This is a genomic window from Anaerovibrio sp., assembly GCF_051866355.1.
Taxonomy (GTDB): Bacteria; Bacillota; Negativicutes; order Selenomonadales; family Selenomonadaceae; genus Anaerovibrio.
Map to the genome: position 1 here is coordinate 7,479 of NZ_JBJDWZ010000124.1, position 25,545 is coordinate 33,023.

Annotated in this window: 29 protein-coding genes; 1 reads left to right on the forward strand and 28 read right to left on the reverse strand. The window is 53.8% G+C overall.

Annotation, left to right across the window (positions count from 1 at the left end):
* Together ACI3UA_RS06615 and ACI3UA_RS06620 are read right to left on the reverse strand one after the other, a co-directional pair.
* Positions 1-124: DUF4869 domain-containing protein (locus ACI3UA_RS06615; RefSeq protein WP_439724071.1), on the reverse strand; the 124-nt coding region annotated here is incomplete at its 3' end.
* Positions 125-290: 166 nt separating this feature from the next.
* The gene (locus ACI3UA_RS06620) at positions 291-464 is read right to left on the reverse strand and encodes a hypothetical protein (protein WP_439724028.1); all 174 of its coding nucleotides are present in this window, start codon (positions 462-464) and stop codon (positions 291-293) included.
* Between the two features lie 170 nt (positions 465-634).
* Between ACI3UA_RS06620 and ACI3UA_RS06625 the strand changes: the two genes are divergently transcribed.
* Positions 635-1,030 (forward strand): pyridoxamine 5'-phosphate oxidase family protein, encoded by a 396-nt coding sequence (locus tag ACI3UA_RS06625; protein ID WP_439724029.1) that lies wholly within the window; start codon positions 635-637, stop codon positions 1,028-1,030.
* A gap of 108 nt (positions 1,031-1,138) precedes the next feature.
* Here the strand turns inward: ACI3UA_RS06625 and ACI3UA_RS06630 are convergent, their stop codons facing one another.
* The 26 genes from ACI3UA_RS06630 to lpxK form a co-directional block, all read right to left on the reverse strand.
* Positions 1,139-1,513, reverse strand: a complete 375-nt coding sequence (locus ACI3UA_RS06630; protein ID WP_439724030.1) for a winged helix-turn-helix transcriptional regulator — start codon at positions 1,511-1,513, stop codon at positions 1,139-1,141.
* A 292-nt stretch (positions 1,514-1,805) separates the two neighbouring features.
* Positions 1,806-2,234 (reverse strand): ATP synthase F1 subunit epsilon, encoded by a 429-nt coding sequence (gene atpC / locus ACI3UA_RS06635; protein ID WP_439724031.1) that lies wholly within the window; start codon positions 2,232-2,234, stop codon positions 1,806-1,808.
* A 3-nt stretch (positions 2,235-2,237) separates the two neighbouring features.
* Complete coding sequence (gene atpD, locus ACI3UA_RS06640) at positions 2,238-3,650, reverse strand: F0F1 ATP synthase subunit beta (RefSeq protein WP_300221635.1); 1,413 nt, start codon at positions 3,648-3,650, stop codon at positions 2,238-2,240.
* 12 nt (positions 3,651-3,662) lie between these two features.
* Complete coding sequence (atpG, locus tag ACI3UA_RS06645; protein ID WP_439724032.1) at positions 3,663-4,511, reverse strand: ATP synthase F1 subunit gamma; 849 nt, start codon at positions 4,509-4,511, stop codon at positions 3,663-3,665.
* Between the two features lie 19 nt (positions 4,512-4,530).
* Positions 4,531-6,066 carry a F0F1 ATP synthase subunit alpha gene (atpA, locus tag ACI3UA_RS06650; RefSeq protein ID WP_439724033.1) on the reverse strand — a complete coding sequence of 512 codons (1,536 nt, stop codon included), beginning with the start codon at positions 6,064-6,066 and terminating at the stop codon, positions 4,531-4,533.
* Positions 6,067-6,089: 23 nt separating this feature from the next.
* Complete coding sequence (gene atpH / locus ACI3UA_RS06655) at positions 6,090-6,632, reverse strand: ATP synthase F1 subunit delta (RefSeq protein ID WP_439724034.1); 543 nt, start codon at positions 6,630-6,632, stop codon at positions 6,090-6,092.
* Positions 6,626-7,129 (reverse strand): F0F1 ATP synthase subunit B, encoded by a 504-nt coding sequence (gene atpF / locus ACI3UA_RS06660; protein WP_439724035.1) that lies wholly within the window; start codon positions 7,127-7,129, stop codon positions 6,626-6,628. The genes atpH and atpF overlap by 7 nt, the downstream gene beginning before the upstream one ends.
* Before the next feature lie 41 nt (positions 7,130-7,170).
* Positions 7,171-7,422: a F0F1 ATP synthase subunit C gene (gene atpE / locus ACI3UA_RS06665; RefSeq protein ID WP_154406142.1), complete on the reverse strand. Its 252-nt coding sequence runs from the start codon at positions 7,420-7,422 to the stop codon at positions 7,171-7,173.
* A gap of 53 nt (positions 7,423-7,475) precedes the next feature.
* The gene (gene atpB / locus ACI3UA_RS06670) at positions 7,476-8,147 is read right to left on the reverse strand and encodes a F0F1 ATP synthase subunit A (protein WP_439724036.1); all 672 of its coding nucleotides are present in this window, start codon (positions 8,145-8,147) and stop codon (positions 7,476-7,478) included.
* Between the two features lie 78 nt (positions 8,148-8,225).
* Positions 8,226-8,606 (reverse strand): hypothetical protein, encoded by a 381-nt coding sequence (locus tag ACI3UA_RS06675; RefSeq protein WP_439724037.1) that lies wholly within the window; start codon positions 8,604-8,606, stop codon positions 8,226-8,228.
* Between the two features lie 490 nt (positions 8,607-9,096).
* On the reverse strand, positions 9,097-11,070 hold the full coding sequence (locus tag ACI3UA_RS06680; RefSeq protein ID WP_439724038.1) for a methyl-accepting chemotaxis protein: 1,974 nt from the start codon (positions 11,068-11,070) through the stop codon (positions 9,097-9,099).
* A 231-nt stretch (positions 11,071-11,301) separates the two neighbouring features.
* Positions 11,302-12,462 (reverse strand): non-hydrolyzing UDP-N-acetylglucosamine 2-epimerase, encoded by a 1,161-nt coding sequence (gene wecB / locus ACI3UA_RS06685; protein WP_439724039.1) that lies wholly within the window; start codon positions 12,460-12,462, stop codon positions 11,302-11,304.
* 23 nt (positions 12,463-12,485) lie between these two features.
* Positions 12,486-13,523 (reverse strand): glycosyltransferase family 4 protein, encoded by a 1,038-nt coding sequence (locus tag ACI3UA_RS06690; protein ID WP_439724040.1) that lies wholly within the window; start codon positions 13,521-13,523, stop codon positions 12,486-12,488.
* A 63-nt stretch (positions 13,524-13,586) separates the two neighbouring features.
* A complete protein-coding gene (locus ACI3UA_RS06695; RefSeq protein ID WP_439724041.1) occupies positions 13,587-14,045 on the reverse strand; it encodes a deoxycytidylate deaminase in 459 nt (152 codons plus the stop codon).
* A gap of 29 nt (positions 14,046-14,074) precedes the next feature.
* A complete protein-coding gene (locus tag ACI3UA_RS06700; RefSeq protein WP_439724042.1) occupies positions 14,075-14,473 on the reverse strand; it encodes a pre-16S rRNA-processing nuclease YqgF in 399 nt (132 codons plus the stop codon).
* Positions 14,470-15,693, reverse strand: a complete 1,224-nt coding sequence (locus ACI3UA_RS06705; protein WP_439724043.1) for a DUF3084 domain-containing protein — start codon at positions 15,691-15,693, stop codon at positions 14,470-14,472. The genes ACI3UA_RS06700 and ACI3UA_RS06705 overlap by 4 nt, the downstream gene beginning before the upstream one ends.
* Before the next feature lie 55 nt (positions 15,694-15,748).
* Entirely contained in the window at positions 15,749-16,840 is a 1,092-nt protein-coding gene (locus ACI3UA_RS06710) for an LptF/LptG family permease (protein WP_439724044.1), read from the reverse strand.
* A gap of 11 nt (positions 16,841-16,851) precedes the next feature.
* Positions 16,852-17,571, reverse strand: coding sequence for an LPS export ABC transporter ATP-binding protein (gene lptB / locus ACI3UA_RS06715; RefSeq protein WP_439724045.1), 720 nt, complete (start codon positions 17,569-17,571; stop codon positions 16,852-16,854).
* 23 nt (positions 17,572-17,594) lie between these two features.
* A complete protein-coding gene (locus tag ACI3UA_RS06720) occupies positions 17,595-18,287 on the reverse strand; it encodes an LptA/OstA family protein (RefSeq protein WP_439724046.1) in 693 nt (230 codons plus the stop codon).
* Complete coding sequence (gene lptC, locus ACI3UA_RS06725) at positions 18,284-18,835, reverse strand: LPS export ABC transporter periplasmic protein LptC (RefSeq protein ID WP_439724047.1); 552 nt, start codon at positions 18,833-18,835, stop codon at positions 18,284-18,286. Before lptC ends, ACI3UA_RS06720 begins: the two co-directional genes overlap by 4 nt.
* Complete coding sequence (locus tag ACI3UA_RS06730; protein WP_439724048.1) at positions 18,822-19,742, reverse strand: lysophospholipid acyltransferase family protein; 921 nt, start codon at positions 19,740-19,742, stop codon at positions 18,822-18,824. Before ACI3UA_RS06730 ends, lptC begins: the two co-directional genes overlap by 14 nt.
* 100 nt (positions 19,743-19,842) lie before the next feature.
* Positions 19,843-20,403, reverse strand: a complete 561-nt coding sequence (locus ACI3UA_RS06735; RefSeq protein WP_439724049.1) for a KdsC family phosphatase — start codon at positions 20,401-20,403, stop codon at positions 19,843-19,845.
* 14 nt (positions 20,404-20,417) lie between these two features.
* Positions 20,418-21,386, reverse strand: coding sequence for a KpsF/GutQ family sugar-phosphate isomerase (locus tag ACI3UA_RS06740; protein ID WP_439724050.1), 969 nt, complete (start codon positions 21,384-21,386; stop codon positions 20,418-20,420).
* Positions 21,387-21,410: 24 nt separating this feature from the next.
* Positions 21,411-22,238, reverse strand: coding sequence for a 3-deoxy-8-phosphooctulonate synthase (kdsA, locus tag ACI3UA_RS06745; RefSeq protein WP_439724051.1), 828 nt, complete (start codon positions 22,236-22,238; stop codon positions 21,411-21,413).
* A gap of 25 nt (positions 22,239-22,263) precedes the next feature.
* Positions 22,264-22,995, reverse strand: coding sequence for a 3-deoxy-manno-octulosonate cytidylyltransferase (gene kdsB, locus ACI3UA_RS06750; RefSeq protein ID WP_439724052.1), 732 nt, complete (start codon positions 22,993-22,995; stop codon positions 22,264-22,266).
* A 40-nt stretch (positions 22,996-23,035) separates the two neighbouring features.
* On the reverse strand, positions 23,036-25,537 hold the full coding sequence (gene lpxK, locus ACI3UA_RS06755; protein ID WP_439724053.1) for a tetraacyldisaccharide 4'-kinase: 2,502 nt from the start codon (positions 25,535-25,537) through the stop codon (positions 23,036-23,038).
* Positions 25,538-25,545 lie beyond the last annotated feature (8 nt).

Below are 25,545 nucleotides of genomic sequence, written 5' to 3' on the forward strand. Positions count from 1 at the left end.
CCGCAATCATGGCTTTTGCCAATTCATCAGTAATCCACTCATCCTCATATTGATTGTTAAAATACATATCAGGATTGTATATTTCATTCTCAAGTCCGCCCATGTACACCTTGAGCATATTCATCACCTCATATTGCCTGGAAGCTCATACCACTTTTTTAACCTTGCTCTCATCTGTATTATATTTTACTATCTGTTTTAATATCTGCAAAGTTTTTTCTAGAAACTCTTGCAAACACCTCTGCTAGATGCTAAATAATACTGCTTCGCTAAAAAAACAAAACTGCAATTCAATTCGCCAGCATAAGAACGCATTGAATTGCAGTAAATATATATTGACTACCATCATAACTAACACGAAAATCCTGTGCAAAAGCTTCCGCAGGATATATACCCGGCACCAGCCCTGCGCTCAGTTCCATTCCCACCAACAGCTTCAATCTTTTACTATGCTTTCCAGTCATAACAAAATCCCCCCCCTTGTATCATAGCCAATTGCCTAATGTGATATTTCACATACTAAGAAATTTATTAGTAACTTATAAATTTCTTAATATATTGTTAAATACAAGTAAATTCACTATAATAAACACAGCTTAGCTGAGCAGGAAACATTGAAATTGGAGGAATTTTCATGATGAACGAAGCTGTTGTAAAAGTGTTAAAATCAAGCATGTGGGACCTGGCAACCTGCTCAAAGGGAGAACCTAATGTTGTGCCTGTTGCTTTTAAGGACATCACCGATGATGGAAAACTGGTTGTCGGCGATGTATTTTTGGAAACCACCCTGAACAATCTCAAAGCAGGCGGTGGAAGGATTGCCATCTCCGCCTACGATGCACAAAGCCTTGAAGGCTATCAGATCAAGGGGACTGCAGAATATGTTACACAAGGTGATATAGTCGATAACTTCAAGGCACTGGTTGAAAAAGTTTTCAAAGGTGCCGCCACTGCCAAGGGAGCACTTATCATCACCCCTGACAAAATTATTGTAACAACGCCTGGCGCGGAAAACAAAAAAATTATCTAAGCACTCATAAAACAGGTGCAGGGCTTCTCTCCAGCCCTGCACCTGTTTTTCTATCCGTAATTTTATAAATCAGCCACAAAATCAGCAAATGCACGGCAGTCGCCAAATTTACCGATAGTCACACCTCTGGCAATGCACCATCATATTATCACTATCATCCCTGTAAAAAATCCCCGACCATTTACAGATGCTTTGCAAAATAGGAACAACGGATGCCCCTTTTTCGGACAAAGAATATTCAACATGCGGCGGAATTTCATCATATGATTTTCTGACCACGATATCATTGCCAATCAAATCCTTCAGTGCCGATGCCAAAACAGCATCAGTTATATTGCCCATTTCCTTGCGGAGCTCACCGTAGCGCAGAATCCTCTTCTCCGCTAAAACACAGATAATCCTTGATTTCCATTTGCCACCGAAAATTTCCAGCCCATACTCCAACGGACACCGTATATCCGTATCCAATTTTCTCTTGTACATCAGGCAAAATCTCCCTCATCCATACAGCTTTCATCTGCATTGCATGAAATTTATGCTTGCAGTATCAGCTTCCTGAAAATATCTACTGTTTATAGCTTTATTTCTGTTGATTATATTTTACTATCTGTTTCGATATCTGCAAAGTGTTTTATAGCCCCTGAAACAAAAAAATTCGCAGTACAGAAGCCCATAGCTTCCATACTGCGATAATTGCCAAACTATATAAATACCCAAAACAAGCAAATCTATATATTTGCCATATTTACTATATGCTTGCGATATACCTGTCCCCTTATGCAATCGGATTGCCGGAGGCGGTCAGACGCGCCATAGCGCGGTGCAGGGCAGCCTCGGCACGCTTGCCGTCCACAGGGCACTCGGCAGAGGAAGTGCAGTTCTTGAACTCCTCCAGACGCTTCTTAGCGCGGTCATAGGCCTTCTGCGCCCTCAGCACATCAATCTCCACAGGCAGCTCGGCGGCAGAAGCCAGCACGGTAATCTTCTCCGGCTGTACCTCCATAAAGCCACCGGCTACGGCAATCAGGGACTCGGTACTGCCGATCTTGACGCGCATGGCATGAGGCACAAGGCCTGTCACCAGCGGCGCATGATGGGGCAGGATGCCCAGCTCGCCGGCCGTGGAACGGACAATCAGCATATTTATATCGGCCGTGTAAACAACCTTGTCAGGAGATACAATCTCTAGCTTGATAGTAGCCATTGATTAGCCCTCCTTCTTCAGCTGCTCCGCCTTTGCAATAACCTCCTCGATGCCGCCCACCATGTAGAAGGCAGCCTCCGGCAGGTCATCATACTTGCCCTCGAGAATTTCCTTGAAGCCGCGGATGGTATCGCGCAGCTCTACGTACTTACCAGGCGTGCCGGTAAATACCTCTGCTACGGCAAACGGCTGGGACAGGAAACGCTGAATCTTTCTGGCACGGGCAACGGTCAGCTTATCCTCGTCGGACAGCTCCTCCATACCCAGAATAGCGATGATGTCCTGCAGCTCCTTGTACTTCTGCAGTACAGCCTGCACGCCGCGGGCTACCTCATAGTGCTCCTGGCCGATAACATTCGGATCCAGAATACGGGAGGTGGAGTCCAGCGGGTCCACAGCAGGATAAATACCCAGCTCGGCAATCTGACGGGAAAGTACCGTAGTTGCATCCAGATGGGTAAAGGTTCCGGCAGGTGCAGGGTCCGTCAGGTCATCCGCCGGCACATATACTGCCTGTACGGAGGTGATGGAACCCTTCTTGGTGGAGGTAATGCGCTCCTGCAGAGCACCGATATCGGTGGTCAGGGTAGGCTGGTAGCCTACTGCGGAAGGCATACGTCCCAAAAGTGCGGATACCTCGGAACCGGCCTGAATGAAACGGAAAATGTTATCGATGAACAGCAGCACGTCCTGGCCCTGCACATCGCGGAAATACTCAGCCATGGTCAGGCCGGTCAGTGCCACGCGCATACGGGCTCCAGGCGGCTCGTTCATCTGGCCGTATACCAGCGCGGTCTTGTCGATAACGCCGGACTCGGTCATCTCGGACCACAGGTCATTACCCTCACGGGTACGCTCGCCTACACCGGCAAATACGGAATAACCGCCGTGCTGGGTGGCGATGTTATGGATAAGCTCCATGATAAGTACGGTCTTGCCTACACCGGCACCGCCGAACAGACCGATTTTACCACCGCGGGAATACGGCGCAATCAGGTCAACGACCTTGATGCCGGTTTCCAGAATCTGGGTGGAAGTTTCCTGCTCATCAAACTTCGGAGCAGGACGATGAATCGGCCAGAACTCCTTGTTGCCAACAGGCGCAGGATTGTGGTCAACAGTCTGACCAAGAATGTTAAATACTCGACCAAGGCAGGCATCGCCGACCGGCACCTTGATTGGCGCGCCGGTGTCGACAGCCTCCATACCGCGTGTAAGACCATCGGTAGAGCTCATGGCGATGCAGCGGGTAACGGAGTCACCCAGATGCTGCATAACCTCTACTACCAAGTCAATATTCACATCGCCGGCTTTACCCTGGATTGTAACTGCATTGAGGATTTCCGGCAGCTGGCCTGCTGGAAATTCAATATCTACGACAGGTCCGATTACCTGTACGACTTTACCCTTTGCCAATGGTAAACCCCCTTATTTCAGCGCCTCAGCACCACCCACGATTTCAGTAATTTCGCGGGTAATGTTGGCCTGACGAACTTTGTTATAATGCAAATCAAGTTTTGCGATAAGCTCCTGTGCGTTGTCAGTCGCGTTGCTCATAGCGTTCATGCGGGAACTGAGCTCGCTGGCTGCTGACTGCAAAAGAGCGGCATAGACTGTAGTAACCAGATACTGCGGCAGCATGAAGCCCAGCACCTCGGCGGCACTTGGCTCATAAATGTACTCTGCATGGGAGCCGCCCTCGCCTGCCAGATCACTGAAAGGCAGGAGCTTGACGGTTTCCGGCACGCAGCTGATAGCCGACACGAAACGGGTATATACCATGTAGATTTCCCTGACCTCGCCCTCAGTAAAGCGGTCAATCAGGTCCTGGGCAATCTCCCTGGCATTCTCGTAGGAAGGACGCTCGCTGATGCCTGCATAGGACTTCACCACATCATAATCGCGGTTGCGGAAGAAGGTATCTGTCTTGCGGCCCACGGCAACAATCTCCGTAGCGGCCTTGTCCTCCACCTGTGCCACCGCCTCCTTGAAGGCGTTGCTGGCATAGGCGCCGGCCAGTCCCTTGTCGGAAGCCAGCACCAGAATGAGGCGCTTGCCTTCAGTACGCTTCTCCAGCAGCGGATGGGAAAAATCCCCTGCATTGGCGGCAATATCCGATACTACCTGTGCCATTTTATCTGCATAAGGCTTGTTGGCAACAGCCGCCTCCTTTGCGCGACGCAAACGGGAGGTTGCTACCATGTTCATAGCATTTGTGATTTGCTGAATACTCTTTACGCTCTTGATACGACGGCGTATATCCTGTAAACTAGCCAAATAAAATCACCTCGCTGCCTTATGCCATTTTATATGTTACGGTTTCCTTAAATTCCTCAATAGACTTGGAAATAGCGGCCTCCAAAGCATCATCCAGCTTCTTCTGCTCCGCAATCTTCGCACCAATCTCCGGATGCTCGTTGTGCATGAACCTGATATAGTCACCCTGGAAGGCAACAACCTTCTCCACAGGGATATCGGTGAGGTAGCCACGAACTGCCGTGAAGATTACCAGCACCTGGTCCTCAACGGACATCGGGGAATACTGCGCCTGCTTCAGGGTCTCAACCATGCGGACGCCGCGGTCCAGCTGGGCCTTGGTAGCTGCATCCAGGTCGGAGGCAAACTGGGAGAAGGCTGCCAGCTCGCGGTACTGTGCCAGATCAAGGCGCATGGTACCTGCAACCTGCTTCATGGCCTTTATCTGGGCAGAGCCGCCTACACGGGATACGGACAAGCCTACGCTGATAGCCGGACGGATACCGGAGTAGAAGGCATCGGTTTCCAGCATGATCTGACCGTCAGTAATGGAGATTACGTTGGTCGGAATGTAGGCAGAAAGGTCGCCTGCCAGAGTCTCGATGATTGGCAGTGCGGTAATGGAGCCTGCACCCAGGTCATCAGACAGCTTGGCGGCGCGCTCCAAAAGGCGGGAATGCAAATAGAATACATCGCCCGGATACGCCTCACGTCCCGGCGGTCTGCGGAGCAGCAGGGACATGGCACGATAGGCAGCCGCATGCTTGGTCAGGTCATCGTATACGCAGAGGCAGTGGCCGCCCTGGCCCTGCTCGTTCTTCTTGTACATGAAATACTCGGCCATGGCAACACCGGCATAAGGAGCCAGGTACTGCAGAGGCGCGGACTCGGCGGCGGTTGCCGCTACCACGATGGAATACTCCATGGCGCCTGCATCCTCAAGGGTCTTTACGACACGGGCTACAGTAGAGGCCTTCTGGCCGATAGCCACATAAATGCAGATACAGTTCTGACCCTTCTGGTTCAGGATGGTATCTACCGCAATAGCGGTCTTGCCGGTACCGCGGTCGCCGATAATCAGCTCGCGCTGGCCGCGGCCGATTGGTACCAGGGCATCAAGGGCCTTGATACCGGTCTGCAAAGGCTCGTGTACAGACTTTCTGTCTGCAATACCAGGAGCGTTAAACTCTACAGGACGGGTTTCGGTAGTGCTGATAGGGCCCTTGCCATCAATAGGACGGCCCAGGGCATCCACAACGCGGCCGATCATGGCCTCGCCTACTGGAACCTGCATGATGGTACCGGTTCTCTTTACCTCGGCGCCTTCCTTAATCTCGGTATCACCGCCGAGAATAACGGCACCGACGTTATCCTGCTCCAGATTCAGAACCAGACCATATATATTATTACCGAAATCCAGCAGCTCACCTGCCATGGCCTTGTTCAGGCCGTGGATATGGGCGATGCCGTCACCGATTTCGATAACAGTGCCAACCTCATCAACATTCAGATCAACAGCATAATTCTTAATCTGATCCTTGATGATGGCAGTTATTTCTTCCGGATTCATTTTCATACTTCGCTGTCACCCCAATTTTATCAATTACTTGCCATCAATTCAGCCTTGAGAGCCTGCAGGCGTCCGGTAACACTGCCGTCAATGCGGGTATCACCGATTTTTACCACAATGCCGCCGATAATGGACTTGTCATTGTGGGTGCGGAGGGAAACCTTTTTGCCGGTTATGTCCTCCAGCCTGCTGCTCAGGCGAGCCTGCAGCTCTGCCTTCAGGTCATAAGCAGTGGTAACATCGGCAATGATGATACCCTGTGCCTTGTTGGACAGCTCCTGATAGCAGTCGTTAATGGCCTCTAGCAGCCCCATGCGGCGCTTGTCAACCAGCAGCAGCAGGAAGTTCATCATCAAAGGTGAAACCTCTGTCTTTAAGAGCTTTAACAGTACATCTTTCTTGTCCTGTGGCTGTATCTGCGGGTTTGTCAGGAAGTCCTTCAGTTCAGCCTGGGAAAAAACGGCCTGGCTTACCTCGCTAAGCTCCTTGCCGTATTTCTCAAGCTGCTTTTCGTCTTGGGCAATCTCAAAAATTGCCATCCCGTATTTACGGGCAAGCTGTATATTTAGCATGGCAAATCACCAATCTTGTCCTTATCAAGCTGTTCGATAAACTCGCTGACAAGAGCTTCGTTCTCAGCAGCATCCATATTCTTGGAAACAATCTTCTGAGCTGCAGCCATTGACAGGGCAACCATCTGCCCCTTCAATACCTCTACAGCCTGGGAACGCTCACGCTGAAGCTGCTCCTGGGCAGCTTCCTTCATCTGCTTGATTTCAGCCTGGGTTGCCTGGATCTTCTCAGCATGCTCGTCCTGGGCGCGCTTTTCGGCCTTGTCCATAATTTCCTGGGCCTTGGTGCGTGCGGTGGCAAGCTGCGCCTTGTACTCCTTCAGGGTAGCTTCGGCGGCTGCTGCATCCTCATCAGCTTTCTTGATGCTGCCGGCAATGCGCTGTGAACGCTCCTCCAGCATCTTTACAATAGGCTTGTAGGCAACCAGACGGAGAACGACAACCAGAATCAAGAAGTTCAGCATCTGAGCAACCAGTGTTGCATTAATATCTATCAATTCTATTGCCTCCTCTAAAAATCACACCACAAATAGCTTTATTATTTGATGAGTGGATTTGCAAAGAGCATAATCAGGGCAATAACGGTTGCGATAATTGCCATGGACTCTACCAGACCGATAGAAATCAGGGTGTTGGTAAACAGTACATTCTTTGCTTCAGGCTGACGGGTCAGGCCCTCGATGAACTTGCTTGCTACAAGGCTATCGCCAAGACCGGCGCCGATTGCTGCCAAACCCATAGTAATACCTGCACCCAGCAGAGCGGCTGCTACCATAATTGCGTTTTCCATTAGAAAAATCCTCCTCTAAGTAAATCAATAAATAATAACTGAAACGGGAAATACTATTCTTCACTTTCCTTGACTGCATTGGCTAAGTAAGCCAGGGACAGGCTGGTGAAGATAAATGCCTGAACTCCGCCGATAAAGATACTGAAGGCCAGCCATACCACGGACGGTATCGGCATCCAGATTGGCACCAGCTTCAGCAGGATGATGATGAGAATCTCACCTGCCATGATGTTGCCAAATAGACGGAAGGACAGGGTAATAGGCTTTGCTACCTCCTCAATGGCGTTAATGACCACGAACGGAGCTACCGGCTGGAAGAAATGCTTGATGTAGTGCATTCCCTTCATGTAGATGCCCAGCACATGGACAATAAGAACCATCAGAAGCGCAAGTCCCAGGGTGGTGTTCAGATCATTTGTCGGGGATGCCATCTGCGGCACCAGACCCAGCCAGTTGGAAATCACCAGGAACAGGAACAGGGTAACGATCAAAGGCGTCAGAAAATCGCCTCTGGTTCCCAGATTGTTGTGTACCTGCTCGCGGAGCCAGACGATGAGCATCTCAACTACATTCTGGGCGCCTGTCGGCACCAGCTTGAGACTTCTGGAAGCCAGAAAGGCAATCAGAATGACGATTGCCATGGTTATCCAGGTCATCACCAGGGTTTCCCAATTGAAGGTCAGACCGGCAAACTGCACTGTTTCACGAACACCGATTTCGTGCATATACCTCTACCTCCTTTGCGGTGCAGACCGTTTCTCCTTGCAGAAACGCCTGTCACACCCCTCGAAATTTCATGACATTCATTGGCGAAAGAGTTTCCTGTTTGCCAGCATCAGAAGCACCATGCCCAGCACGTAGACGATGCCGAAGCCTGCCACCGTAGCTAAAAATTGCTCAAATGACACCTGAATGGCCGCCCAGAACACAGCTCCCATGAGCATGAGCCGCAAAATGGCCCCCACCACGATCTGCTGCTTCGCCCGGGATACGGTCATATCCGCACTGCGCCACAATCTGCCAAACATCACGCCATACCAGGCCATTCCCGTGGCATAGCCTGCCACAAGTCCGCCCAAAAGCTCCAGCCTGCCCATGCCCCACAGGGTGCTTGCGCACAGCAGGGTGCAGACAGCCAGCGCCTTCATCAGCCGCCTGGTACCTGTCAATAAAATTTCCCTCATATTCCTCCTCCGACGAAACATCGTCATCGTTTGAATATTATTGAAATCAACAGACAATTACCTTTGTCCATTAACCATGCCATTATACCATAAATTCCGCTAACAATACACTGCTAAATCATAAATTTTAAAAATAATTTAGAGGAATTTTACTTTGCCGCTACGGGGTATGCTGCAGGGGAAATTTTAAGGAAGAAGATGAATCATTCGTGCCATCTGTTCAGGCATAGAAAAAGGACAGGCCGCGGCTGTACCCGTGAAAACGCGCTCCCGCTCATCATTATGCTTCACGCTACTATCATTCATCTATCGCCTGCGGCTCTGAAGAATGAAGTAACGAGGCACAACAAAGGTTTTCTTTGAGTACGTGCCGCACCTGTCCCCTCATGGTCTGAACAGATACAACAAACAGCTATCCCGATATTCTTAATATTTCACATGGTGCTGCATATTGCTTGCCATCAGCAAATCAATTGCATGCCCCGGACACTCAGACGCGGAATTTGCCGATGGCCTCCTGCATTTCCATGGCAAGGTCTGCCAGTGACTGGGAAGCCGCCGCAATCTCCTGGTTGGAGGAGGACTGCTGCTCCGTTTCGCTGGAAATAACCCTGGTGTTTTCCGCAGTCTTACGGCTGATGCTGTCAATCTCATCCACCGCCTGCACAATTTCCGTAGCACCGCCGGATACCGTATCCACGGACGACTGAATCTCCGCCATCTGCTTCTGAATGTCGTTCACCATGTCCAGAATTCCCTGGAACTGCGCCCCTACCTGACGAATCGCCCTGGTGCCGTCCACCACATCACCGGTACCCTTTTCCATGGCCTTCACCGTCTGACTGGTATCAGCCTGAATGCTCCCGATGCGGTTCCTGATTTCCTCGGCAAAGCTCTGGGATTCTGCCGCCAGCTTGCGCACCTCCTCGGCGACAACGGCAAAGCCCCTGCCTGCCTCACCGGCCCGCGCCGCCTCAATGGCCGCATTCAGTGCCAGCAGGTTCGTCTGGTCGGAAATGGAAGAAATAGCCTCGACAATCTGGCCGATAGCCTGGGAGTTTTCCCCCAGCTTTTTGACCATGGCCGCTGAAGCCATAACGCTCTTCTCGATTTCTCCCATGCGGAGAATGGCCTCGTCCATCAGCCGTGAGCCTTCCTGCGCCGCAACGGCCGTATCACTGGAAGCCTGGCTGACGGTCTTTGCCTTGACCGCCATGCTGCTGACATCACTGAACACGGAATCCACATTTTTCTTTGCCCTGTCAATGTCCTCCAGCTGGATGTCCATGCTTTTGCTGACCTCGCTGGCGGTATCCGCCACCTGAACGGCACTTTCAGCAGACTGCCCGGCATTGGCCGTCAATTCCTCGGAGGAAGCCGCCACCTGCTCCGAGGTGCTTGCCATCTTGGTAATCAGCCGGCGCAAATTGTCGCTCATGGCATTAAAGGATTGCGCGAGATGCCCAATTTCATCCTCGGAGGCAATGACCAGATTCTCCACCTGCAAATTGCCCTTGGAAAGCTGCTCTGCATGATCCTTCAGCTCCAGCACGGCACTGGTAATCCTTGACGACATCTTGAGGCACATGGCAACGGTCAGCAGAATGCCCGCCAAAGTCAGCAGGGCATAAATTATCTTCATCGTATTCACTGCATCAAATACAAAAGCCTCGTCAACGCTGACACAAGTAATCCAGCCGCTGGAAGGCATAGTGGCATAAGCGATTACCTTGTCAGTGCCACCTACTTTGGCAAAGAAAACGCCCTGCCTGTTTTCCAGCATTTCTATAAAATGCTGGCCGATGCCATCTTCTTCGCTGATATTGTGCATAACCAGCTCCTGCCGGTCTGCTGCCAGTACATTGCCACCCGGCTCGATGACATAGCTCTCACCCTTGCCGCGGTATTTTATGCTGGTTGCCTGCTGCTGCAGGGTATCCAGCGTCACATCCACACAGACTGCCCCGATGAAGCTGCCGCCCGGCTTGACCGGGGCGGCCGTCGTAACCACCATCTTCTTGGAGCTTCCGTCCTGATACGCCTCCGTTACCAGCATATCACCGGAATCGAACTGCTTGGTATCCTTGTACCAGTCACGGGTACGGGGGTCCAGCTCCGCCGTAATATCACCATCATGATAGCACAAAAACCTGCCATCCTCACTGCCAAAGGAAACATCCAGTATCTCCTTGTCATTGGCCGCCGTTCCCAGCACCTCCCGCAGCTGCTGCGCCGGATTGCCCTGCAGGGCCTCCAGCATGCTGGCAGTATGCACGGCCGCCGCTCCCTTGCTCCGGAGCCAGCCATCCATATCATTGGTACCGGCAATAACTACCGCCTCAAATTCCTTCTCTACACTGCTTTCCAGATTGGTATACGCCGTATAAAAGCCAATGACGGAAATAACCGCCATAAAAAGCCCGGCCATACCGGACAGCAGAAAAAACTTCTTGCGTAAATCCATATACATCACCCCTGAAAACCGAAAACAACGACATTAAATATTTCCCCCTTATTCTTTTATCACCTCGCAAAATAGCAGAAAATATCAAACGTATACAACACCTATTTCAATTATCTCACTATCCATCAGGCAAGTCAATTTTTGTCCTGCAAATTTTCAAGAATACAATGTGCAAACAAAAAATAACTGTGCAACAAGCATGAATACCTGCTGCACAGCTATCAATCATCTTTATTTTGCTACAAACGCTTCCGGCTTCTCATCAGCCAGTCCGTAATGGTAGAGAATCGCCTGAATAATGCGCTGGGAAGCCCTGCCGTCCCCATAAGGATTGCAGGCCTCGGACATGCGGCTGTACTCAGACTTGTCCGTCAGCAGCAGCTTCGCCTCATCATAGACCACCTTTTCCTCGGTGCCGATGAGCTTCACCGTGCCTGCCGCCACAGCCTCCGGACGCTCGGTGGTGTCGCGCAGTACCAGTACAGGCTTGCCAAGGGCAGGCGCCTCCTCCTGCACGCCGCCGGAGTCGGTCAAAATCAGGTATGACCTGTGCATGAGGTTGGCAAAAGGCTCATAGTCCAGCGGGTCAATCAGGTGCACCTTGGACAGGCCGCCCAGCTCCTCCTGTACAACCTCCCGCACCTTCGGGTTCTTGTGCACAGGAAAAACGATTTCCACATCGTCAAGCTCATCCACCAGGCGGCGCATAGCCCTGTACACATGGCGCATAGGCTCACCCAGATTTTCGCGGCGGTGGGTGGTCAAAAGCACAATCCGCTTGTTCTTGAAATCAATCCCCTGCAGTACCTCATTCTCAAACTGGAAATCATCATTCACCGTCCTGTGCAGGGCGTCAATCACCGTGTTGCCGGTAACAAAAATCCTGTCACTGTCCACGGACTCTGACAGAAGGTTCTGCTCGGATGTATCTGTAGGCGCAAAATGCAGGTCAGCGATAGAGCCTGTCAGCTTGCGGTTCATTTCCTCCGGGAACGGGGAATACTTGTTGTAGGTGCGCAGGCCGGCTTCCACATGCCCTACGGAAACCTGATGATAGTAGGAGGCCAGCGCCCCGGCAAAGGTGGTGGTGGTATCGCCATGCACCAGCACGATGTCCGGCTTTTCCTCCTGCAGTACCTTGTCCAGCCCCATCATGGCCCTGGAGGTAATGTCAAACAGGGTCTGACCGGCCGCCATAATATCCAAATCGTGATCAGGCTTAATCTGGAACAGATTCAGTACCTGATCCAGCATGTCCCTGTGCTGGGCAGTAACCGTTACCACCGGCACGATCTTATCAGGATGCTTTGCCAGCTCCAGAACTACCGGCGCCATCTTGATTGCCTCCGGACGGGTGCCGAAAACAGTCATGACTTTAATCTTCTTAGCCATCATAAACCCCTCTCTACGCTGAATTATTTCGTTTTCAACCTGAAAATACCGAGCTTCTTCGCTCCCATAAATACCACCAGCAGGACACAGGCCACTATCACGATGGACATGCTGCCGGAAACCTCGTTCAATACAACGGCGCTCAGTCCCAGAAGGGCGCTGATAACGTACATCAGAAGCACTGCCTGACGCTGGGAAAAGCCCAGGTCCAGAAGCCTGTGGTGCAGATGCCCCTTGTCCGGCTTGAAAATAGGCACGCCGCCGCGGTAACGGCGGATAATGGCAAAGGCCGTATCCATAATCGGCACGCCCAGAGCCAGAATCGGCACAATCAGGGCGATGGTCGCCGCACACTTCACAGCGCCAATCACGGAAATCCCCGCCAGAATGAAGCCCAGGAACATGCTGCCCGTATCGCCCATAAAGATTCTGGCCGGGTTGAAATTGTAACGCAAAAAGCCCACAGCAGAACCGGCCAGGGCCGCCGTGAACAGCGCCACAATCATCACCTGCTGCTGCAGTGCCACCAGAAAAATCGTGATGGAGGCAATGGCCGCAACGCCCGCCGCCAATCCATCCAGACCGTCAATAAGGTTGACGGTGTTGGTAAGTCCCACGATCCAGAACACCGTGGCAGGAGCCGCCAGGTATTCAAGATACAGAAAATCCCCAAACGGGTCAGTGATAAAGTCGATGCGTACATCAAAATAAACAACCACGCAGGCTGCGGCAATCTGCCCCAGCAGCTTCACCTTGGCCGGAAGATTCTTGTAATCATCAATCAGGCCGAGCAATACAATCAATGTGCCGCCAATGAGCAATCCCTTCACACCGCTGGCTACCTCGGCAGGCAGCTCGCCAAAGTTCAGCATGGCCAGCACTGCCACCATAAATCCCGTATAAATAGCCAGGCCGCCGATTCGCGGCATCGGGCCCTTGTGTACCTTTCTGGCATCAGGCGCATCCATGGCGCCGGTTTTGCCGGCCAGTACAATCACTCCCGGCGTAACGGCCAGGGCCGCAATCAGTGCAATCAAAAATGCCCAAATATAATTTGGCATATTTTTTCACCCACTTTCTCAAACACCAATTTTACCCCAGCTATCCGCAACTGTCAACATAATTCACCGAATCTCCTCCGGAGTTGTTTCTACCACGGAACCGTCCGTTTCCAGATAGATTACCTTTTTCAGCATGGCATTTCTCAGCATGCGGCGGCACAACAGGCACGGCTTGCCGGAAGCCAGGGTGCCGTCTGCATTGTAGCCCACAATGTATGCGGTAGCCCCCTGCATCTTGTCAGGGTCGGCATTGATGATGGCGTTCTGCTCCGCATGAACGGCCACGCACAGCTCATAATTCTGCCCCTTCGGCACATGCAGGCGCTCCCGCTCGCATACGCCCGTATCAATGCAGTTGGCCTCACCCCGCGGCGCGCCATTGTAGCCCGTGCTGATGATGATTTTGTCCTTGACAATAATTGCCCCATAACGACGGCGCAGGCAGGTTGAACGCCTGCCTACTGCCTTTGCTATATCCAGAAAGTATTCATTCCATTCAGGTCTTTTCTGCGGTTCACCCATAAAGCCCTCTCCTTATACAATACATATAGTCACTGCAATACATATCTTCTCGCCAGTATCAGTGCGGCCAGGTCATCCACAGGCTCCGGCGGCACCAGCATGCCCCGCGGCACAAGGCGCCGCCAGCCGGACGGCGGATGGATGCGCCAGTATTCCTCCCGCGCCGCGTCAGTGGTGCGGTATTCGTCCGCCACGACAAGCTCCACGTCGGGCAGGGCCGCCCTGACCCGCAGGGCCGCCTTTTTGCTGGTGGTGCCGTTGCCCATGACCAGCACCCGGAAACCGTAGCCGGAATACAGCTCCTTTAGATGCCGCTCCAGCTCCGCCGCAGGCACCACCTGATGCAGGAGGCAGCTGCCCCCTGCATCCACCACGGCCAGCCCGCATTTGTCCCTGCCGGGGTCAAGCCCCGCTACCGGCCCTTTCACGGCAGAAGCCCCGTGCCGGCGAATTTCAGCTTGATGCGCAGCGGGCCGACGATATCCGTAACGCCATCAGCAAACGCGGAAATAATGGCACTGCCACTGCTCTTCTGCAGCTGCCCCATCAGGTTGTAAATCTGCTCAGCATCCACAACGCCCACGGAGCCGTTCACCGCATCGGATATCATGCCGTCCGAGGTGGCCTTGTGGTTCACGTCGGACAGGAAGCTGGTCAGCACTGACTCCAGCTCCGCCCCGCTTCTCGGGTTGAACGTAACCTTCTTCTCCACAATCAGCTCCCCGTCCCTGTAGACAGTCTTGTTGCTGAACAGCTGGAGATTGGTGGCAACCGCCTCTCCCTGAATCAGATTGCCGGCGGCCACGATGCGCACCACAAACTCACCTTCGTGTTCGGCGATATACTTTGCGGCCTCCTCGAACTCCGGCTGATAAATCCAGATGTCCTTCTCGTTTTCCTTGACGTCACTGCCCAGCTTGCGGCTGACGCTGTAGCGGGCCATATCCAGAAGCCGTCCCATATCCTTGTGGATTTCATCGATGCTGCGCTTGCCCTGAATCATGCCACCGGCCAGGGTTTCCCCTGCCTGAAAGGCGATAGAGCCCTCGCGCATAATCTGGATGCCGGTAGTCAGCTCCCGATTAATCTGATACAGCTCGGAATTGTTCCTGCTGAGCCTTTCGTTGCCTTCCTCCAGAATGTTGTTGATGCGGGTCAGCTTGTCGCTTTTCTGCAGAAGCTCATGATTGTTGGCCGTCAGCTGCTGATTGGAGCTTTCCAGCCTGCCATTGACGGCCTGCAGCTCCTGCGTCTGCTTTTCCAGCCGGTTTTTCTGCTCTTCCAGCCCCGACAGCTCCTTTTTCGTATCATTCAGCTCATCCTGAATCCTGCCCTGCTCGGACTTGGCCATAGCCAGCTGGGCAGAGGCCTCGGCCAGCTCGCTCCTTGCCTGCTGCATGCTGCGGTTCAGCTTTTCCATGCCGAAAAGAGCCGTCCGCACATTTTCAGACATGACGCTCATCACTCCCAGCGTGGTGGTGGTGATGAGGACGCCCGTCACAATCGTTACCAGAATCGAAGTATGCCTCGGCCGCAGGCCGAAGATACTCATTTTCTTCTTGCCCACCTTGGTGCCGAGCCTGTCGCCGATAAAAGCAATGGCTCCACCCGTTATTACAAGCACAAGAATCAGTACAACACCATACATATCAGAGCCACCTCTTTTTCCTTCCCTATCCTGCCATTTACCTGTACACGGCCGTTTATCTTGCCATGCGGCGCATCAGATAGCCGCCGGCCACCAGTCCGATTATGTTCGGCATCCACACGGCCAGCATCGGGCTGATCATGCCCCCCTGGGCAATGGCACCAGCCATGGTCATCAGGCTGTAATACACAAATATAATGATAATGCTCATGACAAAGCCCATGGATGAGCTGTTGCGGTTCGGCTGCATGCCCAGCGGCACGCCTACCAGCGTAAAAATCAGGCTGGCCATAGGGATTGTCATCCTCTGATGCAGCTCTGTTTCCAGCTTGCTGGTATTCACATACTGGGACTTCATGATGCCGATCTGCTCACTGAGCTCCTTCATGGTCATTTCTTCCGGCTTTTTCTGCGACTGGACAATCTGGCGCGGGCTTTCATTAATCGGCAGCACCTGGGTATCAAACTTCATGGTGTGCTGGCTTTTGCCATCCGCCACATCGTAGATCATGCCGTTGTGCATGGTCCACATGCTGTCCTTCCACTCGGCGTACTCGGCGTTCTCCACATGCTTCAGCTCGCCGTTTTCAAAGGACTGCATGGCAATCCCCTCCATGATGTTGGTCTCGGCGATAAACTGGCGGGCATACACCAGCTTTTCAATCTTGCCCTGCTTGATTTCCTTGATAATGATGTGCTCCTGTGACTGCGGTGACAGGTTCCCCTTGATTTCATACTCCACCACCCGGCTGTACGCCTCGTTGGACCAGGGCACCACGTACTCGTTGAAGCCTACGGCAAAAACGCTGACGAAGGCTCCCAGAATAACCGCCGGCGTTGCGATGCGGTAAAAGCTGATGCCGCAGGACTTCATCGCCGTAATCTCGCTGTTGCCGGAAAGCCTGCCTATGGTCAGGAGGCTGGCCAGCAGCATGGACATGGGAAATGTCCAGATAATCACGCCCGGCAGGCTCAGCACAAAAATCTTGATTACAGAGGTAACAGATGCGCCATACTCCGTAATATACTGAGCGATACGGAACAACGTGCCGGAGCCGATAAACACGGCCGAGAAGGCACAGATGCCGAAGATAAAGGTCTTGAAGACCTCCTTGAATATGTACTTGTCCAGAATACGAATCCGCATGTAATCTTCCCCTATAATTTAGTGTTGTTGCCGATGTAATACTTGATGGCCAGCGGGTCGTTGAGAACCGTGTCCACATCGCCCTCCACCAGAATCTTTCCTTCGTTCATTATATAGGCCCTGTCCACGATGCGCAGTGTTTCAACCACGTTGTGGTCAGTAATCAGGATGCCCATGCCGCGCTCCCGCAGGTAGCTGATGATGCCCTGAATATCCGCCACGGCGATAGGGTCCACACCGGCAAAAGGCTCATCCAGCAGGATGAATTTCGGCTCCAGCGCAAGGCATCTGGCAATCTCCACCCGGCGGCGCTCACCGCCGGAAAGCTCCGAGCCCAGCCGCTCCCTGACATGGGAAACGTGGAACTCTTCCAGAAGGGCGGCAATCTTTCTTTCCTTGGCCGCCTTGTCCATATCCACATACTCAAGGATGGACATGATGTTTTCCTCCACGGTCAGATTGCGGAAGATGGACGCCTCCTGCGCCAGATAGCTGATGCCAAGCCGCGCCCGCTTGTACATAGGCATGCCGCCTATATCTATGTCGGAAATCAGCACCTGCCCGGCGGTAGGCCTCTCCAGACCTACAATCATGTAGAAGGTTGTGGTCTTGCCAGCGCCGTTAGCCCCCAGCAGCCCCACAATTTCCCCTTTTTCTACACGCAGGGATACGCCGTCTACTACGTTGCGCCGCTTAAAGGTTTTTACTAGATTTTTTACTTCAATATGCACCTGGCAATTCCCCCAAATCCTTTTTATTCAACCTTTGCCTTGCCGTCCTTGGCCAGCAGTATGGTCAGTGTATTGCTCTTCAAAGTGTTGTTGTACTGCACCGCCCAGGCATTGCCGGTCAGCACCGCCTTGCCCTGGTCCAGCCCGTAGTAATTCAACAAATCGCCGCCGGCCTCCATGTCATTAGGCGGGCTCACAACATGGACGTTGCCCCTGCCGATAAGATGCTCCTCCTTCAGGTAGCCCTCCATCTCGTCTGCGGTAAAACTGCCATCCTTGGAGGTGATGATTCCCCGCTCCTTAATCAGCACATAATCCTGCGGCTGAAAATACTCCACAATCGGGCCGCTGAAGGTCTTGTCCTCCATAGTGCCGTGCACATCGCCGGTAGCTGTCATGTGCTGCCGGGCATCACTGACAATCTTGTGGCACGTAACGCGCATGTTTTTACTTGGCTGTACGGCAATCACATTGCCCTCTACCCGGCCCTCCCTGGTGTTGGCGTTGTACTCCGCCTCCTGTCCGGTCACCTTCATATCACCGCGAATCATCAGCACATCGCCCTTGGCCTTGGCAACGCCGGTCTGCATATCGTATTCGACGACATCGGCATCCAGGGATGCCGCCTCATCTGCCGCCAGCAGGGTGCCTGTCGCCAGCAGGGTTGAAATGCCCGCAATGGCCAGCGCCCTTGCAAAATGTTTTCGTTTCATCATTTTTTATTCCCCTTTTCCAGATGGGCGTGACCGCTGGCCTTGAACTTGCTGAAACCGTCCTGGGACTCTATGCGGTCCCCGGCGGCCCTGAGCGCGTCTGAATCACGCTGCAGCTCTGCATTGCCAATCAGCGCCAGCTCTTCTTTCCCGGCCTTCCATTCCACCTTGTCGCATTTCAGGTGCATGCCATCCGTACTGTCGCCCTTGATGCCGCCCTCGGCCGTCAGGAACTTGTCCTTGGCCTTGTAGCTTGCCTTCGGCGCCGTCAGATGAATCGTCCTGCCATCCTCCGTATAGAATTTGGCATCCAGATTGACGACCTCCGCATCCTGCGTATCAACATCCACTTCCATGGATTCCGCGGTCATTTCCCACAGCTTCCTGCCATCCTTTTCCTCCGAGATGGTGTTGCCGCTGTAGGTCATCACCCGCTTTTCCAGCGGCTGACCGTCCGGAAGCTGGTCAGGAATGGAGCGGACAGTCCACATGCACATTGCCGCCAGCAGAACCAGCACAATGCCGATTGCTATTTTTTTATTTCTGGTCATTTGCTGTTACCTCTGTCTTGACTGTATGGTGCTTGATTTTCTGCTGTTCAGGCTTCGTGTTCCAGCGCTTCTGGAACCACAGCCACTGGGCAGGATTGTCCAGAATCTTGCGCTCCAGAATCTTGGTCATCCTGTAGGTCAGGTCAAACAAATCCTTGTCGGAATCGCCGGTATCCTCATAGCGGAGGATTTCGCCGATTTCCACCCGGTGATGCCCGTCAGGCTGGCGGATGATAAAGGCCGGCACCACCGGCGAATTGAACTTTTTCGCAAATACCGCCGCCCCCATAGGCGTGGAGGCCGTCTTGCCCAGAAATTCAATAAAGGCGCCGCCCGGCCCGGCATCCTGATCTGCCAGAAAGCCGAGAATCTTGCCTTTCTTCAGGGCCTTGGCCGCCGACAGAAGCTCGCTGGTGCCGCGGGAAAAAATCTCCACATTGATACGGGAACGCAGCTCATCCAGCGCATGGGTATAGTCCATGTTGGGCTGGGGCTTGGCAATAGCCGTCACGGGCATATCATTCATGGTAAAGGCGGCAGAGAGCCACTCCCAGTTGCCAACGTGCCCGGTCAGCACCACGACGCCGCGCTTTTCCGCCAGTGCCTGCTCCATGATTTCCAGATGGTCAATCTCAATGTATCTGGAAAAATTTTCCTTGTTCAGGGCCGGCATGTAGAGAACCTCCATAAAGTTGCGCCCCATGTTGATAAAGGACAGGCGCACCAGCTTCTCCGCTTCCTCCTGTGAAATTTTCAGCGATTCACGCATCTGCCTGATGGCCAGATTGCGCTGTTTCTTGATGAGCCTGTAGTAGAGAATGCCCAGCCCCTTGCCAATCGCCAGCAGCCAGCTATGGGGCAGCCTGCAGGCTACCCAGCTCATTAGCATAAGTAAATTATATACCATTATACTCCCCCGCAACAAATTATGCTGCAAAATTTATGCCTGTTACATTTGTATTTTATCATATCACGCCGTCTGCCGCTGCACAAAATACAATACAAAATCACTGGCTGTACCCGGGCGCCGCCTTGGCTCCGGCAAAGGCATCCACCAGCGCCTGCCACTTGCCCTGGGTCTTCAAGATAAACTCCACAATATCGCGCACCGCGCCATTGCCGCCGTTGCAGGCCGAAATCAGATGCGATACGTACTTTACCTCCGGCTGGGCGTCCGCCGTACAGCACGCCAGCCCCGCCTTCATCAAAAGCGGCAAATCGTTCAGGTCATCGCCGATGTAGGCGATTTCCCTGTCCGTAAGCTGCATTTCGTCCTTAATCCTCTGCCACGCCTCACGCTTGTCCTTGCAGCCCTGCCAGACGCGGCTGATGTTCAGCTCCGCCGCCCTGCGCTCCACGATTTTGGACTGCCGCCCCGTGATGATGGCTGTTTCCACCCCGGCCTTGTGCAGCATGGAAAGCCCCATGCCATCCTTGACGGAAAACTCCTTCATGGCTTCCCCGTCGGGACCGATGTAAATCCGGCCATCCGTCAGCGTACCGTCCACATCCATTACTACCAGCCTTACCCTGGCCGCCCTGGCCAGCGCATCTGCCCTGTATTCCATTTCAGACCACTCCTTCAGACAACACCCTGCCGCAGCAAATCGGTCAGGTGAACGATGCCCACCGGCTTATTGTCACCGTCGATGACAGGCAGTACCGTAATAGGCCGCGGCTTGTGCTTCTCCATGATGGAAAGCGCCTCTGCCGCCAGCTTTTCCTTGGTGATGGTCTGCGGATTTTTCGTCATCATATTCTCCACGGCTTCATTCAGGAACTCGCTGCCACCGGCCAGCCCGCGGCGGATGTCGCCATCCGTTACCAGCCCGATGAACTCGCCGTTATCATCCACGACGGAGGTAGCGCCCAGCCCCTTGTCCGTCATCATGAACAGGGCCTCCTGAGCCGTATGGCCGCTGTGGATGATAGGATTGTCCTCACCGCTGTGCATGACGTTTTCAACCGTCAGCAACAGCTTCCTGCCCAGGGAACCGCCCGGGTGGAACAGGGCAAAATCCTGCTTGGTGAAATTCCTGGCCTCCAGAAGGGCCACCGTAATGGCATCCCCCATGGCCAGCGTAGCAGTGGTGCTGGCTGTAGGCGCCAGCCCCAGAGGGCAGGCCTCCCTCTCCACACCGATATCCACAAAGAAATCAGCATTCCTGCCGAGCGCTGACTCCCTGCGGCCGCTCATGGCGATAATCTTCGCCCCGATGCGCTTGATAATCGGCAGGATGTTGACAACCTCCGTGCTTTCGCCGCTGTTGGAAATAGCAATTACCACATCGTCAGCAGTCACCATGCCCAAATCCCCGTGAAATGCCTCCGCCGGATGCATGAAAAATGCCGGTGTGCCGGTACTGGCAAGGCTTGCCGCAATCTTCCTGCCGATGTGCCCGGACTTGCCCATGCCGGTGACAATCACGCGGGCACGGCAGTCCAGAATGCACCTGATTGCCGCCTCAAACTCATCATCAATGCGCTCAATGAGCTTTGCTACAGATGCCGCCTCTATCTGCAGTGTTTCAATAGCCGAATTCTTAATCATCGTACCCCTCACCTTATGCCGTGCTTAACTCAAATGCTTGCGGACAACCTCGTGGATGGCAATTGCATCCTTCAGGAGGTCTTCCAGCTTGTCCAGATAAACCATGTTCGGCCCGTCGCAGAGAGCCTCCTCCGGATTGTCATGCACCTCCATAAAGAGGGCATCCACACCTGCGCCGACAGCGGCACGGACCAGATTCGGCACAAACTCGCGGTTTCCTGCAGAACAGGTACCGGCTCCCCCCGGAAGCTGGACGCTGTGGGTGCCGTCAAAGACAACAGGATAGCCGAAGGAGCGCATAATCGGGAAGGTGCGCATATCAACCACCAGATTGTTGTAGCCGAAGGTAGCGCCCCGCTCCGTCAGGAGAATCTGGGAACAGCCGCCCTCATGCAGCTTGTCCACCACGTTCCTCATATCGCCCGGGGCCATGAACTGCCCCTTCTTCACGTTGACCACACAGCCGCTCTTGGCCGCCGCATACAGAAGGTCGGTCTGCCTGCACAGGAAAGCAGGAATCTGAATGATATCCGCCACCTCGGACACAGGCTTAATCTGCTCCTCCGTGTGCACGTCGGTAACGATCGGCACCTGCAGCTCATCCTTGATGGTCCTGAGCATTTCCAGTCCCTTTTTCAGCCCCGGCCCCCGGAAGCCGTTGAAGGAAGAACGATTGGCCTTGTCAAAGGAAGCCTTGAACACGTAAGGCATGCCCAGACGCCCGGTAATCTCCTTGATGGTACGGCCAATCAGAAGGCAGCGTTCCAATCCTTCCAGCACACACGGGCCTGCCAGCAGTGCCAGCGGCTGGCCATTGCCAATTGAAAAATCTCCTACCTGAACAGTATTCATATTTCTACCACCTTTCTCTCAGCCGTTAAAGACGTTCCTTGTACAATCTGTTTACCTCTGCCAGATCTTCCGGCGTATCCACGCCGACAAACCTGAAATCAGTGGCAATAACCTTGATTTTATAACCATTTTCCAATGCCCTGAGCTGCTCAAGGGATTCAGTCCTCTCAAGAGCCGTCGGCTCCATCTTCGCATAGCGAAGCAGGAAATCCCGCCTGTAGGCGTAGATGCCGATATGCTTGTACACGGTCACACCGGCAGCCTCCCTGGGATATGGCAGCAGGGAACGGGAAAAATACAGGGCATAGCCCTTTTTATCAGTAACCACCTTGACGTTGTTGGGATTTTTCATCTCTTCCACATCGGCCATCGGCGACTTGACCGTAGCCATCTGCAGCTCGTCGTCCCCGTCAAAGGCCGCCGCCAGCGCATCAATCAGGGATGGCTCAATCAGCGGCTCATCCCCCTGCACATTGATGATAAGCTCCGCCTCCGGATGGGCTGCTGCCACCTCCGCCAGACGGTCGGTGCCGGTAGGATGATCCTTCGCCGTCATCATGGCCCTGCCGCCGTGGGAAAGCACCGCCTCATAAACGCGCTCATCATCCACAGCCGCAATCACCCCGGAAATCCTCTTCGCCTTTGCCGCCTGCTCATAAACCCTGACAATCATAGGCTTGCCTGCTATATCAGCCAGTGGCTTGCCAGGAAGCCTGGTAGAAGCATATCTGGCAGGAATCACACACAATGTATTCATTTCTCTCCTGACCTCCTAAAATACTCAGCAATCCGCTCCCTCATGAGCCAGCGGTGGTGGCGTGAACAGCAGCGTTCCCAAAATATGCATCAATCCGCTCCCGCAGCAGGGCGCTGATTTCCTCGCCCCCATCCTGCATGACAACCTCAACCGTCACCACGTAGATAGGCAGCAGCTTGTCCTTTTCCTCCAGCCGCGGCAGCTTTACAGCGTCCTTTTCCGTGGTAACGACGGCCTCGGCCCCCTGACGCACCGCCTGGGTTACAGCATCCTGAATCTCCTCCAGTGTGTACTCATGATGATCCGGGAAGCGGAAGCTCTCTATCACGTCCGCGCCGGCATTGGCCAGCGTCTGCTCAAAGGAAGCCGGGTTGCCGATAGCTGACAGGGCGATAACCTTCCGGCCCCTGATGGTGTCAATAGGCGTGCCCTCGCTGGCAATATCCTGCACCCATTCGGACAGCTCCACACAGGCCTGCGGCTGATGGATGCTCTCCGCGATAATCGGGTTCTGCCCGTACTCGGCGATTTTCTGCCTGATGTAAGCTATGGAGCCCCGCTCCGCCTGATCCACCTTGGTCAGAAGGCACACATCGGCCCGGCTCAGATGGGAAAGCGGCTCCCGCAGGGTGCCTCTCGGCAGGATGTGGCCGTTGCCAAAGACATTGACCGCATCTATCAGCACCACGTCCAGGTCACGCTCCAGCTGCCAGTGCTGGTAGCCATCGTCAAGGATTGCCACCTGGGCGCCGAAATGCTCCACCGCATACTGGCCGGTCTTGGCCCGCTCCGGCCCGATGAGCACCGGCACGTTAGGCAGGTGCTTGGCCAGCATGAAGGCCTCGTCACCGGCGGTAGCCGCGTCCATTTTCAGCTGCCTGCCATCGGAAACCACGCCGATTTCCCCCTGCCACTTGGCGCGATAGCCACGATTGAGGATAACAACCTTGTAGCCCATATCCCGGATGGCCTTGGCCAGCCGCTGGGCCGTCGGGGTTTTGCCCGTGCCGCCCACGGTGATGTTGCCCAGGCTGATAACATAGCAGTCCAGCTTCTTCTTGCTGAAAATGCCGCAGTTGTAGCCCGCCAGCTTCAGGTTCAGCAGCATGCCGTAAATATAGGCAAACCCCTGCAAAAGCGTCACGAAGCACCTGATGCCGAAGCCCTTCGGCTCCTTGCCGTGAATGAGCTGGAAAAAGTAGGTCTGGAAGTTTTCCAGCTTGTCGGTAGCCTTAATCTTGTCCTTGGCCTCGCACCTGTCCAGAAGCTCGTGGAGAATTACCGCCGTCCTTCTGGCCGCGCCGCGATTTTCCTCGCAGATTTTCAGCGTTTCCTGCTCCATACGGCGGCGCTCCCCTACATCCGTAAACAGCCTGGATGCCGCCTGCACCAGCTCCGCCTGGCTCCTGACCGTCACTACGGCATTCCGCTTGGAAAACAGCACATGGGTGTCCTTGAAGTTAAACATGTTTTCGCCCACGATAATCGCCTTGCCATGGGCGGCCGGCTCCAGAATATTGTGGCCGCCATGAGGAATCATGCTGCCGCCTACGAAAACCACATCGCCGATGCTGTACACCTTGCCCAGCTCGCCAATGGTATTCAGAAGCACCACATCATGCCCCGCGGCCGGCTGTTCCAGAAGCTGGGTGCGGGTTGCAGAAGAAAAGCCATGCTGCTGGCACATGGACTGGATATGTCCCGTCCGCAGTACGGAACGGGGCGCAATCAAAAGCCTTGCCTTCGGATGGGTTTTCCTGATGGCCGCAAAGGCCGCCAGCACATGCTCCTCCTCCCCCTTGTGGGTGGAGCCTGCCAGAAAGATGCCGTCATTGTCTTCCAGCCCCAGCTCACGAATCAGCTGCTGTTTTTCCTCGCCGCTGACATTGGTGTAGGTCTGGTCAAACTTGGTGTTGCCGGTAACCGTCACCAGCTCCTTGTTGGCCCCCAGGCGCAGGATGTTCTCCGCATCCACCGGGGACTGCATGGCAAAATACTTGATAGTATCCAGCATGTCGTACCAGATGCTGTGCAGATAGCGGTAGCGGGACACGCTCTTTTCACTGATGCGCCCGTTTACCATCATGACCGGAATTTCCAGCTCCTTTGCCGCCTTCAAAAAGTTCGGCCACAGCTCCGTTTCCACCGGCATGAACACCCGCGGGCGCACCTTGTACAAAAGGTGTGCCGACAGCCACGGCAGGTCAAAAGGAAAATGGATGATGCTGTCCGCGTCCTTTATGATGCGGTTGGCCATCTCATAGCCGCTGTTGGTGAACACGGACACCAGAATCGGCGTGTTGGGAAACTCCCGGCGGAATTCCTTGATCAAAGGACTTGCCGCCACAATCTCTCCCACGGAAGCGGCATGAACCCATATACAATTTTTGCGGGCAACCTTGTCCAGGGCATGCTTCGGCAGAAAACCAAGCTGCTGCTTGATTCTGTTCACAAAGCCCTTTTCCCTTATAGCCCGGATGCAGAAGGCCGGCACCATCAATATGACCACCAGCACCGCTGCTACATTATACAATAGCCGCATAACGCTTC

Bases quoted from the DNA above. Each gene is read 5' to 3' on its own strand.
- ACI3UA_RS06620 (WP_439724028.1), bottom strand. From the start codon at position 464: ATGACTGGAAAGCATAGTAAAAGATTGAAGCTGTTGGTGGGAATGGAA.
- ACI3UA_RS06625 (WP_439724029.1), top strand. From the start codon at position 635: ATGATGAACGAAGCTGTTGTAAAAGTGTTAAAATCAAGCATGTGGGAC.
- ACI3UA_RS06630 (WP_439724030.1), bottom strand. From the start codon at position 1,513: ATGTACAAGAGAAAATTGGATACGGATATACGGTGTCCGTTGGAGTAT.
- atpC (WP_439724031.1), bottom strand. From the start codon at position 2,234: ATGGCTACTATCAAGCTAGAGATTGTATCTCCTGACAAGGTTGTTTAC.
- atpA (WP_439724033.1), bottom strand. From the start codon at position 6,066: ATGAAAATGAATCCGGAAGAAATAACTGCCATCATCAAGGATCAGATT.
- atpH (WP_439724034.1), bottom strand. From the start codon at position 6,632: ATGCTAAATATACAGCTTGCCCGTAAATACGGGATGGCAATTTTTGAG.
- atpE (WP_154406142.1), bottom strand. From the start codon at position 7,422: ATGGAAAACGCAATTATGGTAGCAGCCGCTCTGCTGGGTGCAGGTATT.
- atpB (WP_439724036.1), bottom strand. From the start codon at position 8,147: ATGCACGAAATCGGTGTTCGTGAAACAGTGCAGTTTGCCGGTCTGACC.
- ACI3UA_RS06675 (WP_439724037.1), bottom strand. From the start codon at position 8,606: ATGAGGGAAATTTTATTGACAGGTACCAGGCGGCTGATGAAGGCGCTG.
- ACI3UA_RS06680 (WP_439724038.1), bottom strand. From the start codon at position 11,070: ATGGATTTACGCAAGAAGTTTTTTCTGCTGTCCGGTATGGCCGGGCTT.
- wecB (WP_439724039.1), bottom strand. From the start codon at position 12,462: ATGGCTAAGAAGATTAAAGTCATGACTGTTTTCGGCACCCGTCCGGAG.
- ACI3UA_RS06690 (WP_439724040.1), bottom strand. From the start codon at position 13,523: ATGCCAAATTATATTTGGGCATTTTTGATTGCACTGATTGCGGCCCTG.
- ACI3UA_RS06695 (WP_439724041.1), bottom strand. From the start codon at position 14,045: ATGGGTGAACCGCAGAAAAGACCTGAATGGAATGAATACTTTCTGGAT.
- ACI3UA_RS06705 (WP_439724043.1), bottom strand. From the start codon at position 15,693: ATGTATGGTGTTGTACTGATTCTTGTGCTTGTAATAACGGGTGGAGCC.
- ACI3UA_RS06710 (WP_439724044.1), bottom strand. From the start codon at position 16,840: ATGCGGATTCGTATTCTGGACAAGTACATATTCAAGGAGGTCTTCAAG.
- ACI3UA_RS06720 (WP_439724046.1), bottom strand. From the start codon at position 18,287: ATGATGAAACGAAAACATTTTGCAAGGGCGCTGGCCATTGCGGGCATT.
- lptC (WP_439724047.1), bottom strand. From the start codon at position 18,835: ATGACCAGAAATAAAAAAATAGCAATCGGCATTGTGCTGGTTCTGCTG.
- ACI3UA_RS06730 (WP_439724048.1), bottom strand. From the start codon at position 19,742: ATGGTATATAATTTACTTATGCTAATGAGCTGGGTAGCCTGCAGGCTG.
- ACI3UA_RS06735 (WP_439724049.1), bottom strand. From the start codon at position 20,403: ATGGAATACAGGGCAGATGCGCTGGCCAGGGCGGCCAGGGTAAGGCTG.
- ACI3UA_RS06740 (WP_439724050.1), bottom strand. From the start codon at position 21,386: ATGATTAAGAATTCGGCTATTGAAACACTGCAGATAGAGGCGGCATCT.
- kdsA (WP_439724051.1), bottom strand. From the start codon at position 22,238: ATGAATACTGTTCAGGTAGGAGATTTTTCAATTGGCAATGGCCAGCCG.
- kdsB (WP_439724052.1), bottom strand. From the start codon at position 22,995: ATGAATACATTGTGTGTGATTCCTGCCAGATATGCTTCTACCAGGCTT.
- lpxK (WP_439724053.1), bottom strand. From the start codon at position 25,537: ATGCGGCTATTGTATAATGTAGCAGCGGTGCTGGTGGTCATATTGATG.